The following is a 13,208-nucleotide window of genomic DNA, read 5'->3' as shown; positions in this document are numbered from 1 at the left end:
CTCCATGGAACTGCACATTCGCCTCGAAGGGGGCAAAGGCCTTGCCGATCAGCTCTATCAGCAGCTGCGCGCCGGTATCGACAGTGGCCACCTCGCGGCGGGTAGCCAACTGCCGCCTACGCGCCTGCTGGCAGAGCAATTGGGCGTGTCGCGCAAGACCGTTGCCGAGGCGTATTCGCGCCTCACCTACGACAACTTGCTCAGCGCCGTGGTTGGCCGCGGCACATTCATCAGCCAGCGGCGCGCGCCTCAGGCAACTCCTACGACGGTGGTCGAACTGGCGGCCAGCGCGTCGCTGCAACGCTGGCAGCAACGCGCGACGGTGCTCGCCAGGCCCGGTTTGAACAGCCCGTCGCGCTATGACTTCATCGGGGGCGCTTCGTCCAAGGCACAGTTCCCGTTCGACCAATGGCGCAGCTGCATGCAGTACGCCCTGCGGCGCAGCCAGCGCCACCCCGAACGGCAATTCCATGCCCAGGGCCTGGCGGAGCTGCGCGAAGCCATCGCCCATCATATTGCCTACGCCCGCGGCGTGCATTGCAGTGCGGCGGACATCCTGGTCTGCAACGGTGCCCAGCAAGCGCTGGACCTGATCGCCCGGGTGCTGGTCGAGCCGGGCTGTCGAGTGGCCATGGAAGACCCCGGCTATTCACCGGCGCGCCAGCTGTTTCTCGCTTTGGGCGCTCAACTGCAATCGGTGCCGGTGGATGAGCAAGGCCTGTGTGTTGAACAGATCGAGCCTGGCACCAGGCTGATCTATGTGACGCCATCGCATCAATTTCCGCTGGGCATGCCGATGAGCGAAGCACGCCGCCAGGCCTTGCTGGACAGGGCCGCTGAGCTGGGCGCGCTGATCATCGAAGACGACTATGACTGTGAGTTCCGCTATCAGGGACCAACCAGCGACGCCCTGCAGCGGCTCGACCGGCACGGCCTGGTGGCGTATGTCGGGACCTTTTCCAAGACCTTGCTTGCGGAATTGCGCCTCGGCTATGCGGTGCTGCCGCCCGCAGTACTGCGCGCCGCCTGCGTGGCCAAGCACCTGAGCGATCTGCACAGCCCGGCCCTGCAACAGTGGGCACTGGCGCGGTTTATCAACGAGGGCTACCTGAGCAAGCACATCCGCCGTTGCCACGAAATCTACAGCGCCCGCCGCGGGCGGATCCTGCAGCGTTTGCAGGGGGACCTGGCGCCATGGTTCAGTGCGGTGCCGGCCAATGCTGGCTTCCACATGAGCGCGCTGGCCAGCCCCACTGTCGATGTCGAGTTGCTGATCAAGCTGGTGCGCAAGGTCGAGGTCGGCCTGTATTCGCTGGCGCCGTTCTTCAGCGAGGTGCCCGTACGCCCTGGCCTGCTACTGGGCTTCGGCGCCATCGAGCTACTGGATATCGACCCGGCGCTGGACCGGGTCGCCGATACCCTGCGCCAGATCAGCTGAGCGGCTGCACCTCGGCACCACGTGCTGGCCGGGCCATCGCGCCAGCGTAGCCCTGCGGGACGAACCGAGCGGTGACCAGCAACATGGCCACTACCGTCAGCGTGAGCAAGGTCCATGAGGCCTGAAAGTCGCCGCTGACATCGCGCAGCCAGCCGGTGATGTACGGCACGATGCCGGTAATGATAAAGCCGATACCTTGCACGAAAGCCGCCAGGCTACCCGCCTCTGCTGGGGTTTTCACATGCTCCAGAGTCAAGGTCAGGCTCAGGCTGAAACATGAGCCCAGACCAAAACCGATCAAGCCGACCCACAAGCCCATCGCGCTGTTGGGTGCCAGCAGCAGCCCGCTGAAGCCGCACAGTTGCACCAGCAACGCCAGCCACAGGCCAGGCCGGCGATCCATCAAATGGCGCAACAGCAATGGCATCCCCAGCGCGCCGATGACCTGGAACACGGTCATCAAACCGACCAGGTCACCCCCGCCCTGAGCGGTGCCGCCGTGCTCCAGATGATAGGCCGGCAGCCACGCCACCATGCTCGTGTAACCGCCGTTGATCAGGCCGAAGTACAGTGCGAGCAACCACGCCCGGCGATTGCCGAACCAGTGCCCGCGCGCCGCGCCCGATGCCTGTGCAGGCGCCTGGCGTGGACGCAACACACCCCAGGCAAGCATTGCCAGCAGCGCCGGCACTGCCCAGATGCCGAGGCCGACCTGCCAGCGCTGAAAGTACTCGCTGATGTGCGGGCCAAGCACCGCCGCCAGGCCGCCGCCGGTCATCAACGCCGCTGAATAAAGGCCCATGCTGGCTGCCAGCCGCTGCGGGAACCAGCGGTTGACCAACCCCGGCATCATGCCTTGCACCAGCGCCACGCCGATCCCGGCCAGCAAAGCACTGACGATCAGCGCCCACGCGCTGGCCACCTGCAAACGCCACAGGCATGCCGCAGCGATGGCGCCCAAGCCGAATAGCATGCCGCCATGCTCACTCAGCCAGCGTCGCAGCCAGGGCTGGGTCAAGGGCACCAGGCCCATGCAGAGCACCGGCAACGCAGTCAGCAGCGCCGCTTGCTGATAGCCAAGGCCGGTACTGGCGCGCATCGCTTCAAGCAACGGCCCGATACTGGTCAGGATCGGCCGCAGATTAAGCGCCAGGAGCATGATCAGCAGCAGGTTCAATGCACCTCTCATACCTGCTGGGCCTGCTGCCATTGTTGATACAGGCCAGCCTCGCCCTGCGGCTTGAGTGGCCGCAAAGGCAGGCTTTGCTGTTGCGCCGGCTTGGCCATTTCAGCGTATACGGCAGCGGTCGACAGGCCGAAGGCAGCGCCCTCGTCGTTGTCGTAGGCAAACCATGCGCGCTCGATGCCGCACAGGTGCATGGCCGCCAGACACATCGGGCACGGGTGACCGCTGGCATAGATCTCGGCCCCGTCCAGGCGCGCTGTGCCGAGCACCTGCGACGCCTGGCGGATGGCCTGCATTTCGGCATGGGCAGTTGGGTCCTGGCTGCTGTGGATCTCATTGACGGCACGCGCCACTACCCGACCTTGATAGACCAGCACAGCCCCGAACGGACGGCCGCCGGCCTGAATATTCTCTCGGGCCAGATCCAGCGCTTCGCGCATATGGCTTGGGTTGGACATGAATGAATCTCCGGTAAGCGATGCGCTGATTATCCCGACTCCAGGGTCAAGGCTGAAATGAAGAGATTGGATGCCTGTCAGTGGCCACCTGAATAGCGCCATTGGCCTCCTGGCAAAGCCGGGGATTGGCTATCGGGCGCCACGCTGCCCGGCGCTAAGCTTTGCGCAACAGCCCGCCAGCCGGCGGCCTCTAGCACCTACCGGAGCCAAACCATGCACAGTCGCCTTGAATGGGCCAAACACGCGCCCGAAGCCTACAAAGCCATGCTCAGCCTGGAGCAGGCGCTGGCCAACAGTGGCCTGGAAACCTCGCTGCTCGAGCTGATCCGCCTGCGCGCATCGCAGATCAACGGCTGCGCCTACTGCGTCAACCTGCACAGCAATGATGCGCGCAAGGCCGGCGAAACCGAGGCCCGTTTACAAACCTTGCTGGTCTGGCAGGAAACCCACTACTTCACCCCTCGCGAGCGGGCGGCACTGGCCTGGGTCGAGAGCCTGACCAAGTTGCCTGAACACGGTGCGCCGCAAGACCAGTATCAAGCGCTGCAGGAGCACTTCGAGCCTGCCGAAGTGGTCAACCTGACGCTGGCAATTGCCACCATCAACGCCTGGAATCGTTTCGGCGTAGGGTTCGCAATGATCCCGGCTTAAGCCGCGGTTACTCGCGTCCGAGCAGCTGCGAGCGATAGCTTCCAGGACTGTGCCCGGTCCATTTCTTGAACGCCCGGTGAAACGCGCTGGGCTCCTGGAAACCGGTCTGCTCGGCGATTTCGGCAATGCTCAAGCGGCCTTCGCGCAGGCGTTCGAAGGCCATCGCCCGACGTACTTCGTCCTTGATCTGCTGGTATGAGCGCCCTTCGCGCTGCAACTGCCGGCGAAAGCTGCTGGCGCTCAAACCCTGCTGCTCTGCCAGGCCGACCAGCGTCGGCCACTCGCCATAATCGCGGGCCTTGAGGTGGCGATAAACCTTCGCCACCAGGCCGTTCTGATTGCGAAAGCGAATGACCAGCCCTTGCGGCGCAGTGCGCAAAAAAGTCTTTAGGGCAGCCAGGTCCTGCACTACGGGCAGGCGCAGGTCGGCACTGTTGAACTCCACCTCGGTACAGCCACTGCCCAGGCGCAGGTCAGCGCCCCACAGCAGCGTGTCGTCTTCCAGTGGCGGGCGTGCAATGGCCAGCTCGGTGCGTTCGATCTGCAACCGGCGACCGCCCAACCAGCACAGCAGACCGACCACCAGCACCAGATAGGTTTCCTCGGCATACCCCCGGGTCAGCGGATCGGCAATGCTCGACTGCACGCTGATCACTGTGCGCGAGCCACGTACGCTGATCGAGCCACGCAGGTCGCGCAGAAACAGGCCGAAATTGCCCAGGCACTGACGCAGTGCCTTGTCCAGGCTGGGTTCCTGAATCAACCCACGGCAGATCAAGGCAAAGCTGCCCAGCGGCATGCCATGGCTGTCGAGGCGGAAAAATTCGTCGTCCAACACCTGGATCAAACTTAACCAAAGCTGGGCAAAGGCCTTGGCCGGCACCCGTGCCTCCGGGTCTTCAAGCAGCTCAGGGGCTATGCCGACGGCGCGCAACTGTGCATCGCGCAACTGCGGCTGATCAGCCAGGGCATGCAGCATGGCCTGGAGAAAATACACCGCGACCGAATCGCTATCGCGCATGGCTGGGGTTCGCTTGTCTATGCTGAGTGGCAAAAAACGCCAGGTTGAATGAGCAGATCCGACATAGGCCGCGAGGCAGGCATTGCCTAGACTCGGGCCATCCACAGATGGCGGCCATTCTCGCAGAGCCTGGCCCCGTCCCGCTACGCCTTCGCAACTGGAGCCCGCCATGAGCAGTACAGAAATCTACGTCGTCAGTGCCGTCCGTTCCGCCATCGGAGGCTTTGGCGGTGCCCTCAAGGACCTGCCGCTGGCCGACCTCGCCACGGCGCTGGCCCGTGCCGCCATCGAGCGCTCCGGCGTGGCTGCCGAGCAGATTGGTCATGTAGTGATGGGCAACGTCATCCCCACCGAAGCCCGCGATGCCTATCTGGGCCGGGTGGCGGCGATGAATGCCGGCATCCCCAGGGAAACCCCGGCCTTCAACGTCAACCGTCTGTGCGGTTCGGGCCTGCAGGCGATCGTCTCGGCCGCGCAAAGCTTGCTGCTGGGCGACACCGATATCGCCCTGGCGGCCGGCGCCGAGTCGATGAGCCGCGCGCCGTACCTGCTGCCACAGGCGCGCTGGGGCGCACGCATGGGTGATCTGCAAGGCATCGATTATCTGGTCGGTGTGCTGCAGGACCCGTTCGAGCATTTCCACATGGGCATCACCGCCGAGAACGTCGCGGCCAAGCACGGCATCACCCGGCAGATGCAGGACGAGCTGGCGCTGACCAGCCAGCAACGCGCCGCCCGGGCGATTGCCGAAGGCCGTTTTGACAGCCAGATCGTGCCGCTGGAACTGAAAACCCGCAAAGGCCCAGTGCAGTTCGCCGTCGACGAGCATGTGCGCAGCGATGTAAGCGCCGAGCAGCTGGCAGCTATGAAGACTGTGTTCAAGAAGGACGGTACGGTCACCGCAGGCAATGCCAGCGGTATCAACGACGGCGCCGCCGGCCTGGTGCTGGCCACCGGTGAAGCGGTACGCCGGCTGGGCCTCAAGCCGCTGGCGCGGTTGGTAGCCTACGCCCATGCCGGCGTCGAGCCGGCACTGATGGGCCTGGGACCGATTCCGGCTACGCAAAAAGCGCTGCAAAAGGCCGGCCTGACGGTCAATGACCTGGATGTGATCGAGTCCAACGAGGCGTTTGCCGCGCAAGCCTGCGCAGTGGCTCGCGCGCTGGACTTCGACCCTGAAAAGGTCAACCCGAACGGCTCGGGCATCTCGCTCGGTCACCCCGTCGGCGCCACCGGCGCAATCATTGCTACCAAGGCCATCCATGAACTGCAGCGGGTGCAGGGCCGCTATGCCCTGGCGACCATGTGCATCGGCGGCGGCCAAGGCATCGCTGTTGTCTTTGAACGCGTATAAGGAGCGACGTTGTGAGCATTGAACGGATTGCAGTGATCGGCGCCGGGACCATGGGTAACGGCATTGCCCAGGTGTGCGCAGTGGCGGGCTATCAGGTGCTGCTGATCGACGTCAGCGATGCTGCGCTGGAGCGCGGTATGGCGACCTTGAACAAGAACCTCGAACGCCAGGTCAGCAAGGGCACGCTCGAGGCCGACAAGGCTACAGCAGCAAAGGGCCGGATTCGCACCAGCACCGCTTATGCAGACCTGCGCGATGTGCAGCTGTTGATCGAGGCTGCGACCGAAAACCTTGAGTTGAAGCAGCGCATCCTGCAACAGGCCGCGGCCAACGTCAGTAGCGATTGCCTGATCGCGACCAACACCTCATCGCTGTCGGTAACCCAGCTGGCCGCCAGCATCGAGCACCCCGAGCGCTTTATCGGCGTGCACTTCTTCAACCCGGTGCCAATGATGGCGCTGGTGGAAATCATCCGTGGTTTGCAGACAGACGACAGCACCTACGCCCAGGCCTTGGTGGTGACCGAAAAGCTCGGCAAGACGCCGATCACAGCTGGCAACCGTCCGGGCTTTGTGGTCAACCGTATCCTGCTGCCGATGATCAACGAAGCCATCTTCGTGCGCCAGGAAGGCCTGGCCAGCGCTGAAGACATCGACACCGGCATGCGCCTGGGCTGCAACCAGCCAATCGGCCCGCTGGCGTTGGCTGACCTGATCGGCCTGGACACAGTGCTGGCGATAATGGAGGCATTCGTCGATGGCTTCAACGACAGCAAGTACCGCCCTGCTCCGCTGCTGCGGGAAATGGTCGCGGCCGGTTACCTCGGCCGCAAAAGCGGTCGCGGCTTCTTCACCTACTGAGGAGCGCCCGCCATGTCGGCCAATGCCGCCCTGCGCTGCAGCAATTTTGACGAGCGTCGCGACAAGGCCATGGCACTGTTCGCCGCCAAGGGCTTTGGCCAGGTCAGCATGCGTGAGCTGGCGGCGCATGTCGGCCTGACTGCAGGCTCGCTGTATCACCATTTTCCGAGCAAGCAGGATTTGCTCTATGACCTGATCGAAGAGTTGTACGAGGAGCTGCAGGCGACCCTCGACCAGGGCCGCAAGGCCTTGGCCCGAGGCAAGCCGGCGCTGCCTGCGGTGATCGCAGCGCACTGGCAACTGCACGCTGAGCGCGGCTTGCAGTTTCGCCTGGCCGAACGCGATCTGTGTTGCCTGAGCGATGAGCAGCAGGCGCGGCTGGCGCTGGTTCGCCTGCGTTATCAGGCGGGCTTGCTGAAGTTGGTGGCACCACAGACACGCCTCAGTGGTCCGGCGCTGACGGCCACCGGGCAAGCGCTCGGCGCACTGCTCAATCAACTGCCTGGCTGGCTACAGGGCCGCGGGTTGGCCGAGGATGAGGGCCTGCGCTTGATGCAGAGCCTGCTGCTGGGCGGTATCGAGCGCACCCTCAAAGATGCGGTCATATAGCCGCAACAGAGTCTTATATTCCCAATAAGTCGTTTATTTAGATTTTTTAGTGCGCTTCAATCTAACGAATTCTATTGGACTGGAGCCGCAACTTGAGCACTTCGCCGCACCCGGGAGCTGATCCCAAACCTTTGCTGTTTGCCCTGTATGAACAAGCCAGTGTCGGCTGTGGCGGTGCGCCGAGCCTGTGGACCCACCCGGCCGACGAACGCCTGAGCATCAACTCGCTGAGCTACTGGTCGAACCTGGCGCGAATCGCCGATCAGGCCAACCTCGACATGCTGTTCTTTGCCGATGTGCTGGGCTTCTACGATGGCTATGGCGGCACAGCCGACGCTGCCCTCAAGTGGGCCGTCGAAGCGCCTGCCAATGATCCGCTGATGATCATCCCGGCATTGGCTGCAGTGACTGAAAACCTAGCCTTCGGGGTCACCGTCAGCACCAGCTACGAACATCCCTTCACCCATGCCCGGCGCTTCAGCACGCTGGATCACCTGAGCAATGGCCGGGTCGGCTGGAACATCGTCACCTCCTACCTGAACAGCGCCGCGCGCAACTTCGGCCTGGAACAGATGATCAAGCACAATGACCGCTACGAGCGTGCCGAAGAATTCCTCGATGTGGTCTACAAGTTGTGGGAAGGCAGCTGGGCGCAGGACGCGGTGGTCGCCGACAAGTCCCGCCAACTCTATGCCCAGGGTGAACGCGTGCGGCCGATCAACCATGTTGGCGAACACTACCGCGTCGCCGGCCCGCACCTCAGCTCACCGTCACCCCAGCGCACACCGCTGCTTATCCAGGCCGGCTGGTCCGGGCGCGGGCGCGAGTTTGCCGCCAAACACGCCGAGCTGATCTTCATCGCCAAGTCCAACCCGCTGGAAATCCGTCAGGGTCTGGATGAAATATGGGCCCAGGCGCAGGCCCGTGGTCGCCATGCCGACGATGTAAAGTCGCTGACGGTGCTGCGGATCGTCACCGCCAAAACCGAAATCGAGGCGCAGCGCAAATACGAGCAACTGCAGAGCAACTACCACCTGCAAGCGCAACTGGTCAGCTACGCCGGCGACACGGGCATCGACATCAGCCGCTATGCCGACAACGAACCCCTGGCGACCCACACCGAAGGCCTGACCTCGTACATGATGCGCCCTGACGGCAGCGGCAAGCCGCTGACCGCTGGCGATGTGAAACAGCGCTTTGCCAGCGTCACCCGAGGCACCGACCTGATCCTGGTCGGCACGCCTGAGCAGGTAGCGCAGCGCATCGAAGAGCACGCAGCAATCTCCAGCACCAGCGGCTACATGATCAACCCGCTGATCAGCCCGGGCAGCCTGGAAGACTTCGTCGAACTGGTGATCCCGGCCTTGCAGAAACGTGGACTGTATCGCACCCAGCCACAAAGCGGCACCTTGCGCTCACGCCTGCGCAATGACCGCTCCAGCTACCTGCCGGCTTCTGCCCATGGCGCGTCGTTCCGTTTTGCCTGATCAGCAGTAGGAGCATGGTGCACATAGCTGTAGGATGGCGGCTCGTTGAATCATCTGTGGTTTTTGCAATGAACAAATTGATCCTGCCTGTCGCCATCTTTCTCAGCGTCATCCTTGCTGGCAAGGTAGCCGAGCACTACGCCGTCGAGGGCAGCTGGCGCATCGGCCTGCTATGCCTGGTTGCAGTAGTCGTGCAGATCGTGGTCAGCCGCATCCAGCGCGCCCGTCGCGAGAATGCCGGGTCGTAATGCCATTGGTCAGTGGCACTGTCGTATTTAAGCCGGCGGGTTGTCCCTTGAGGACACTCTGCACAGGGCTTGAATATGCGCCAGCCACTCCAACTGATATCACTCTCCATCGCCTGCGGCGCCCTTTGGGCATGCTCGGCTGCCGATACACATTCGCCGGTGGAGACGCCAGGCCGGCCTGAGTCAGCGAAGACCCAGCTACTCGAAGCAGGTGCCGCGACCCTGCAGGCTAAACCGCCAATCGAAGCCATCAACGCCTACCTGGATGGCTTTCACTTCTACAACGGCCACCCCGACGTGCAAATGGAGGCCCACCATTACTGCTCTATCCTCAACGAGGATGTGATCCAGTGCGTGATCTTCGACGGCAATACCAAGCAGGCGAAGATCATGGGCGTTGAGTACATCATCGATGAAAAGCTGTTCGCCGGTTTGCCAGGCAAGGAAAAAGCCATGTGGCACAGCCACGGCTTTGAGGTTTCATCCGGCCAGTTGATTGCCCCGGGCATACCGCAGGTAGCAGAACATGCGCTGATGCAGCGGCTTGCCCATACCTACGGTAAGACCTGGCACACCTGGCATACCGACCAGGACAAGGCCTTGCCGGTTGGCGTGCCGCAACTGATGATGGGCTTCACTGCAGACGGCCAGGCTGATCCGAAGATGGTCGAACAGCGCAATCAACGCCTGGGAGTCGACAGCGCGAAGACGCGTGCGCAACGCGCCGACATCAAGATACCGCCGGCTGATGCGGCAGCGGATGGCTGGCAGCATGGCAATGTAATTCAGCTCGAAGATCCGACCGGGGCGCATCTGCATCACCCCGCCAAAGCGACGCCGCCCGCCAGCAACAGCCGCTCGTCACAGTAGCGCCTCTAGCACTTGCTTGGGCGGGCCGAGGCCCGCCTGACTTAGGAGTGGCTAATCGCCGTCAAGCGCGGCGAACACCGCTGCGCTCAACTCTTGGACTGACCAAGGTTTCATCAAAAAACGCTGGTCAGCGCCCAGATCGCTACTCCGAAGGGCATGCCCGGAGGTAACCAGAACAGGCGTGGCGGGCCAGCGCTGGCGCACCATCGCTGCCAATTCCAGCCCTTTGATATCACCCGGCAAGGAGTGGTCGACAATCACCAGCGAGTATTGATCCTGACGCTTGAGCAATACCATCAGGCCATCCTCGGCGTTGGCAAACGCCGAACATTGCGCACCCAGTTCGCTGAGGATTGCGCACATCAACTCTTGCAGCAGGGGCTCATCCTCGATCACCAGTATCGACTTGCCGGCCAGCACCGCACCTTCGGACGTGAATTTCAATGGGGTTCCTCGACCTCGCGGCTCGCCGACGGCTGTTCGAGAGCAACTGCCGGGCCTGCCCCTGCGAGCCGCCAGCGCACGTTCTCCAATCCGTAGCGTTCAGCCATGGGCCGGCTGACATGTTTTATATTGTGCTGACCGAAGCGCGGGATGACCGCAATCCCGGCATCACAGCCCGCCCAGTGCCACGCCAAGGCATTGTCCATCCGCTCCAGTCGGATAACGAAGTTACGCTCGGCGCCGCGAAGTGTGTATTCAACGATGTATAACTTTTGACCCAACATTGTGCAGTCCTCCCCTAAGTATTTAGGACTGCCTGGCAATTCTGAAAATTCACTAATTTACAGTTTCGTTTACACTCTCCAGCGCGCGCGGAGTTTTCTTGTACATCATAAATATATTGTACAAATAATAGGCCCAATTCGTTTCATAGGGGCAGCCCTGGCGTTTGGTGAACTGCGCCATGCCAGCCGCGGTCAATCCTAGCGAAGCCAATCGAAATCGAGGTCATGGATGGAGTCGTTCGAGTTGCAACGCATGCTGCTGGGCGACCTGCCCTGGACGTTTCTGCTGGAGGTCGCCTGCCGCGTACTGGCCGCGTTTCTAGCGGTGTTCTTCTTCCTCAAGTTCAGTGGCCGACGGGGTATCAAGCAACTCTCGCGTTTTGAGTTGGTGGTGATTCTGACCTTGGGTTCCGCTGCGGGTGATGTCACTTTTTATGAAGATGTGCCACTACTGCCCGTTGCGCTGGTATTTGTGACACTGCTACTGCTCTATCGCGCAACCATCTACATCATGACGCGTAGTAAAACCTGTGAAGCCTGGATCGATGGCGTACCCATTACCGTAGTGAAAGACGGCATCTATGAAATCCACTCACTGCGCAACTTGAATATCTCGTCCAAAGAATTGTTCATGGAGTTGCGCCAGCAAGGCGTCGAACATCTGGGCCAGGTCAGGCTTGGACTTCTGGAAACGGACGGCGATGTCAGTCTGTATTTCTACACCGCCGAAGAAACCCGGCCCGGCCTGTCGGTCCTGCCTGATGAGCATCGCCCGGAGTACAAGGTACCCCCCGGCCCTGGGCTGTACTGCTGTGTAAGCTGCGGCCTGAGCATGTTCCACGACAGCGCCGAACAGCGCTCATGCGGGCGCTGCGGGCATGGCGTGTGGTCACCCGCCCTGACTACCGTGCGCAACCGTTGATGGGCGCGTGTCGGCCTTGCGCTGGGCAATGAAAATACGCACGCAAAGCCCGCCGCCCTGGCGGTTGCTCAAGAGCAGGCTGCCCTGTTGATTTTCTGCGATGCGCTTGGCGATGCTCAGCCCCAGCCCGTAACCGCCGGACTGGGAATTACGCGAGTGATCGCCGCGCCCGAAGGGCTGAGTGAAGACCTGCTGCTGGCTGTCGGCAATGCCCGAGCCACGGCCGTAGACCTGGATCAGCACGCCCTGCACGGTCCGCTCCAGTCGCACCTCGACCTGTGCCATCTATGGTGACCCGCGCAGCCTGTCGTTGACGTTGAAGACGGCTTTTCAGGCATAACCCGCTCAGACGCCTTTGGCCATATCAGCAATGAGCGTGGCCAACAGCGTTACCTGCTCGCTCATGATGACGTTGGCGTGGTGAACCAGGCCAATGTCTCGGTGAAAGGTGTGAGCGCCCAGGTCGACTGCCCTGACCGTCGACGGCCAGCGTTTGCGCATAAGCGTTTGCGGCACCAGGGCGACGCCAACGCCCTTGCCTACCAGTTCAGTGATGGCATCCAGTTCGTCCAGCTCACAGACTTCTCGGGGCGCAAAGTGCATCTGCCGCAGAAACCGATCAACCTGGCGGCCGCCGAATGAGCTGCGATCGTAGCGAATGAATGGCTGATTGCTCAGCAGTTCGGCCCACTCCGCCTCCGCCAGCCTGGCCGGAACAATCAACCGATACGGTTCACTGACAAGATTGCTCCAGCACAGGTCGCTTTGCAGGGCGAATGGCGGCCTGATGATCACCGCCATATCGATCTCGCCGGAGTCAACGGCGCTCAACAACTCCAGCGACAGGCCTGGGATGATCCGCGTCCGGCACTCGGGCCTTGCCCGATGAAACTGCGCCAGCACACCAGGCAATAGAGAACGCTGGATCGAAGCGATAGCGCCGACGTTGACCTGAACCGAGGGTGGCGCACCAGGCTCGCTCGAGCCGAGATTGTTGTACATCCGAATCACCTCCTGCGCCTGCAGCAGGATCTGCTGACCGCGTCGATTCAGATGAGCACTGCGCCCCTTGCGCTCGAACAGCTCAAAGCCCAACTCTGCCTCAAGCCGCTGCATCTGCGCACTGACCGCCGCCTGCGTCAGGTTGACCTTGTCGCCTGCTGCGGCAAACGTCCCCTCCCTCGCTACCGCCACAAGCGTCTTCAGCTCTCGGATCACTGATAGATTTCCTTTGTGTATCTAACAAAAATACATTGATTTTTTTCGGGATTGTATCGCCCTAGAATCGCTTTGACCAACCGCTAAAGCCTTAAGAGTTTGCGGTTGCCAGCCGAGGGCGCTGCTCGCCGCTGTGGGTGAGAAGCCAGCAAAAAAAT

At 62.1% G+C, this 13,208-nt stretch carries 16 protein-coding genes; 9 read left to right on the top strand and 7 right to left on the bottom strand.

Translation table 11 applies throughout. The annotated features are described in order from the left end of the window. Positions 1-4: 4 nt before the first annotated feature. On the top strand, positions 5-1,438 hold the full coding sequence (pdxR, locus tag FW789_RS05415) for a MocR-like pyridoxine biosynthesis transcription factor PdxR (RefSeq protein ID WP_446431099.1): 1,434 nt from the start codon (positions 5-7) through the stop codon (positions 1,436-1,438). On the opposite strand, the gene FW789_RS05410 is transcribed toward pdxR, so the two are convergent. Both FW789_RS05410 and FW789_RS05405 read right to left on the bottom strand, forming a co-directional pair. Further along, positions 1,431-2,627, bottom strand: a complete 1,197-nt coding sequence (locus tag FW789_RS05410) for a cyanate transporter (RefSeq protein WP_207074156.1) — start codon at positions 2,625-2,627, stop codon at positions 1,431-1,433. The genes pdxR and FW789_RS05410 overlap by 8 nt on opposite strands. Further along, a complete protein-coding gene (locus FW789_RS05405) occupies positions 2,624-3,082 on the bottom strand; it encodes a nucleoside deaminase (RefSeq protein ID WP_103437149.1) in 459 nt (152 codons plus the stop codon). The genes FW789_RS05410 and FW789_RS05405 overlap by 4 nt, the downstream gene beginning before the upstream one ends. A gap of 213 nt (positions 3,083-3,295) precedes the next feature. On the opposite strand from FW789_RS05405, the gene FW789_RS05400 reads away from it, so the two are divergent. After that, entirely contained in the window at positions 3,296-3,733 is a 438-nt protein-coding gene (locus tag FW789_RS05400; RefSeq protein ID WP_103437148.1) for a carboxymuconolactone decarboxylase family protein, read from the top strand. 7 nt (positions 3,734-3,740) lie between these two features. Here the strand turns inward: FW789_RS05400 and FW789_RS05395 are convergent, their stop codons facing one another. Continuing rightward, positions 3,741-4,754, bottom strand: a complete 1,014-nt coding sequence (locus tag FW789_RS05395; protein WP_103437147.1) for an AraC family transcriptional regulator — start codon at positions 4,752-4,754, stop codon at positions 3,741-3,743. A 169-nt stretch (positions 4,755-4,923) separates the two neighbouring features. Here FW789_RS05395 and FW789_RS05390 point away from each other — a divergent pair, with 169 nt between their 5' ends. From FW789_RS05390 to FW789_RS05365, 6 genes are all read left to right on the top strand, one after another. Beyond that, positions 4,924-6,108 carry an acetyl-CoA C-acyltransferase family protein gene (locus FW789_RS05390; RefSeq protein ID WP_207074157.1) on the top strand — a complete coding sequence of 395 codons (1,185 nt, stop codon included), beginning with the start codon at positions 4,924-4,926 and terminating at the stop codon, positions 6,106-6,108. Positions 6,109-6,119: 11 nt separating this feature from the next. Next, on the top strand, positions 6,120-6,968 hold the full coding sequence (locus tag FW789_RS05385; protein WP_103437145.1) for a 3-hydroxybutyryl-CoA dehydrogenase: 849 nt from the start codon (positions 6,120-6,122) through the stop codon (positions 6,966-6,968). A gap of 12 nt (positions 6,969-6,980) precedes the next feature. Then, positions 6,981-7,577, top strand: a complete 597-nt coding sequence (locus FW789_RS05380; RefSeq protein WP_207074158.1) for a TetR family transcriptional regulator — start codon at positions 6,981-6,983, stop codon at positions 7,575-7,577. 92 nt (positions 7,578-7,669) lie between these two features. Then, positions 7,670-9,064, top strand: a complete 1,395-nt coding sequence (locus FW789_RS05375) for an LLM class flavin-dependent oxidoreductase (protein WP_411563327.1) — start codon at positions 7,670-7,672, stop codon at positions 9,062-9,064. Positions 9,065-9,132: 68 nt separating this feature from the next. After that, positions 9,133-9,312, top strand: coding sequence for a hypothetical protein (locus FW789_RS05370; protein WP_411561763.1), 180 nt, complete (start codon positions 9,133-9,135; stop codon positions 9,310-9,312). A 75-nt stretch (positions 9,313-9,387) separates the two neighbouring features. Beyond that, positions 9,388-10,182: an OBAP family protein gene (locus FW789_RS05365; RefSeq protein WP_446431098.1), complete on the top strand. Its 795-nt coding sequence runs from the start codon at positions 9,388-9,390 to the stop codon at positions 10,180-10,182. Between the two features lie 51 nt (positions 10,183-10,233). Here FW789_RS05365 and FW789_RS05360 read toward each other — a convergent pair whose 3' ends face one another. Beyond that, positions 10,234-10,626 carry a response regulator gene (locus tag FW789_RS05360; RefSeq protein WP_103437140.1) on the bottom strand — a complete coding sequence of 131 codons (393 nt, stop codon included), beginning with the start codon at positions 10,624-10,626 and terminating at the stop codon, positions 10,234-10,236. After that, on the bottom strand, positions 10,623-10,910 hold the full coding sequence (locus FW789_RS05355; RefSeq protein WP_207074160.1) for a DUF6555 family protein: 288 nt from the start codon (positions 10,908-10,910) through the stop codon (positions 10,623-10,625). The genes FW789_RS05360 and FW789_RS05355 overlap by 4 nt, the downstream gene beginning before the upstream one ends. A 229-nt stretch (positions 10,911-11,139) precedes the next feature. On the opposite strand from FW789_RS05355, the gene FW789_RS05350 reads away from it, so the two are divergent. After that, on the top strand, positions 11,140-11,832 hold the full coding sequence (locus FW789_RS05350) for a DUF421 domain-containing protein (RefSeq protein ID WP_446431097.1): 693 nt from the start codon (positions 11,140-11,142) through the stop codon (positions 11,830-11,832). On the opposite strand, the gene FW789_RS05345 is transcribed toward FW789_RS05350, so the two are convergent. Continuing rightward, positions 11,800-12,117, bottom strand: coding sequence for an ATP-binding protein (locus FW789_RS05345; RefSeq protein WP_446431096.1), 318 nt, complete (start codon positions 12,115-12,117; stop codon positions 11,800-11,802). The two genes, FW789_RS05350 and FW789_RS05345, sit on opposite strands and share 33 nt — an antisense overlap. Positions 12,118-12,177: 60 nt before the next feature. Further along, positions 12,178-13,050 carry a LysR substrate-binding domain-containing protein gene (locus FW789_RS05340; RefSeq protein WP_181087771.1) on the bottom strand — a complete coding sequence of 291 codons (873 nt, stop codon included), beginning with the start codon at positions 13,048-13,050 and terminating at the stop codon, positions 12,178-12,180. Positions 13,051-13,208: the final 158 nt, after the last annotated feature.

Source organism: Pseudomonas sp. 1121_17 (assembly GCF_052850745.1).
The sequence above is the reverse complement of the archived record's forward strand: the minus strand, read 5'-3'. Positions and strand labels throughout refer to the sequence as shown.

Bases quoted from the DNA above. Each gene is read 5' to 3' on its own strand.
- FW789_RS05405 (WP_103437149.1), bottom strand. From the start codon at position 3,082: ATGTCCAACCCAAGCCATATGCGCGAAGCGCTGGATCTGGCCCGAGAG.
- FW789_RS05345 (WP_446431096.1), bottom strand. From the start codon at position 12,117: ATGGCACAGGTCGAGGTGCGACTGGAGCGGACCGTGCAGGGCGTGCTG.
- FW789_RS05355 (WP_207074160.1), bottom strand. From the start codon at position 10,910: ATGTTGGGTCAAAAGTTATACATCGTTGAATACACACTTCGCGGCGCC.
- FW789_RS05410 (WP_207074156.1), bottom strand. From the start codon at position 2,627: ATGAGAGGTGCATTGAACCTGCTGCTGATCATGCTCCTGGCGCTTAAT.
- FW789_RS05395 (WP_103437147.1), bottom strand. From the start codon at position 4,754: ATGCGCGATAGCGATTCGGTCGCGGTGTATTTTCTCCAGGCCATGCTG.
- FW789_RS05390 (WP_207074157.1), top strand. From the start codon at position 4,924: ATGAGCAGTACAGAAATCTACGTCGTCAGTGCCGTCCGTTCCGCCATC.
- FW789_RS05380 (WP_207074158.1), top strand. From the start codon at position 6,981: ATGTCGGCCAATGCCGCCCTGCGCTGCAGCAATTTTGACGAGCGTCGC.
- FW789_RS05400 (WP_103437148.1), top strand. From the start codon at position 3,296: ATGCACAGTCGCCTTGAATGGGCCAAACACGCGCCCGAAGCCTACAAA.
- pdxR (WP_446431099.1), top strand. From the start codon at position 5: ATGGAACTGCACATTCGCCTCGAAGGGGGCAAAGGCCTTGCCGATCAG.
- FW789_RS05365 (WP_446431098.1), top strand. From the start codon at position 9,388: ATGCGCCAGCCACTCCAACTGATATCACTCTCCATCGCCTGCGGCGCC.
- FW789_RS05370 (WP_411561763.1), top strand. From the start codon at position 9,133: ATGAACAAATTGATCCTGCCTGTCGCCATCTTTCTCAGCGTCATCCTT.
- FW789_RS05350 (WP_446431097.1), top strand. From the start codon at position 11,140: ATGGAGTCGTTCGAGTTGCAACGCATGCTGCTGGGCGACCTGCCCTGG.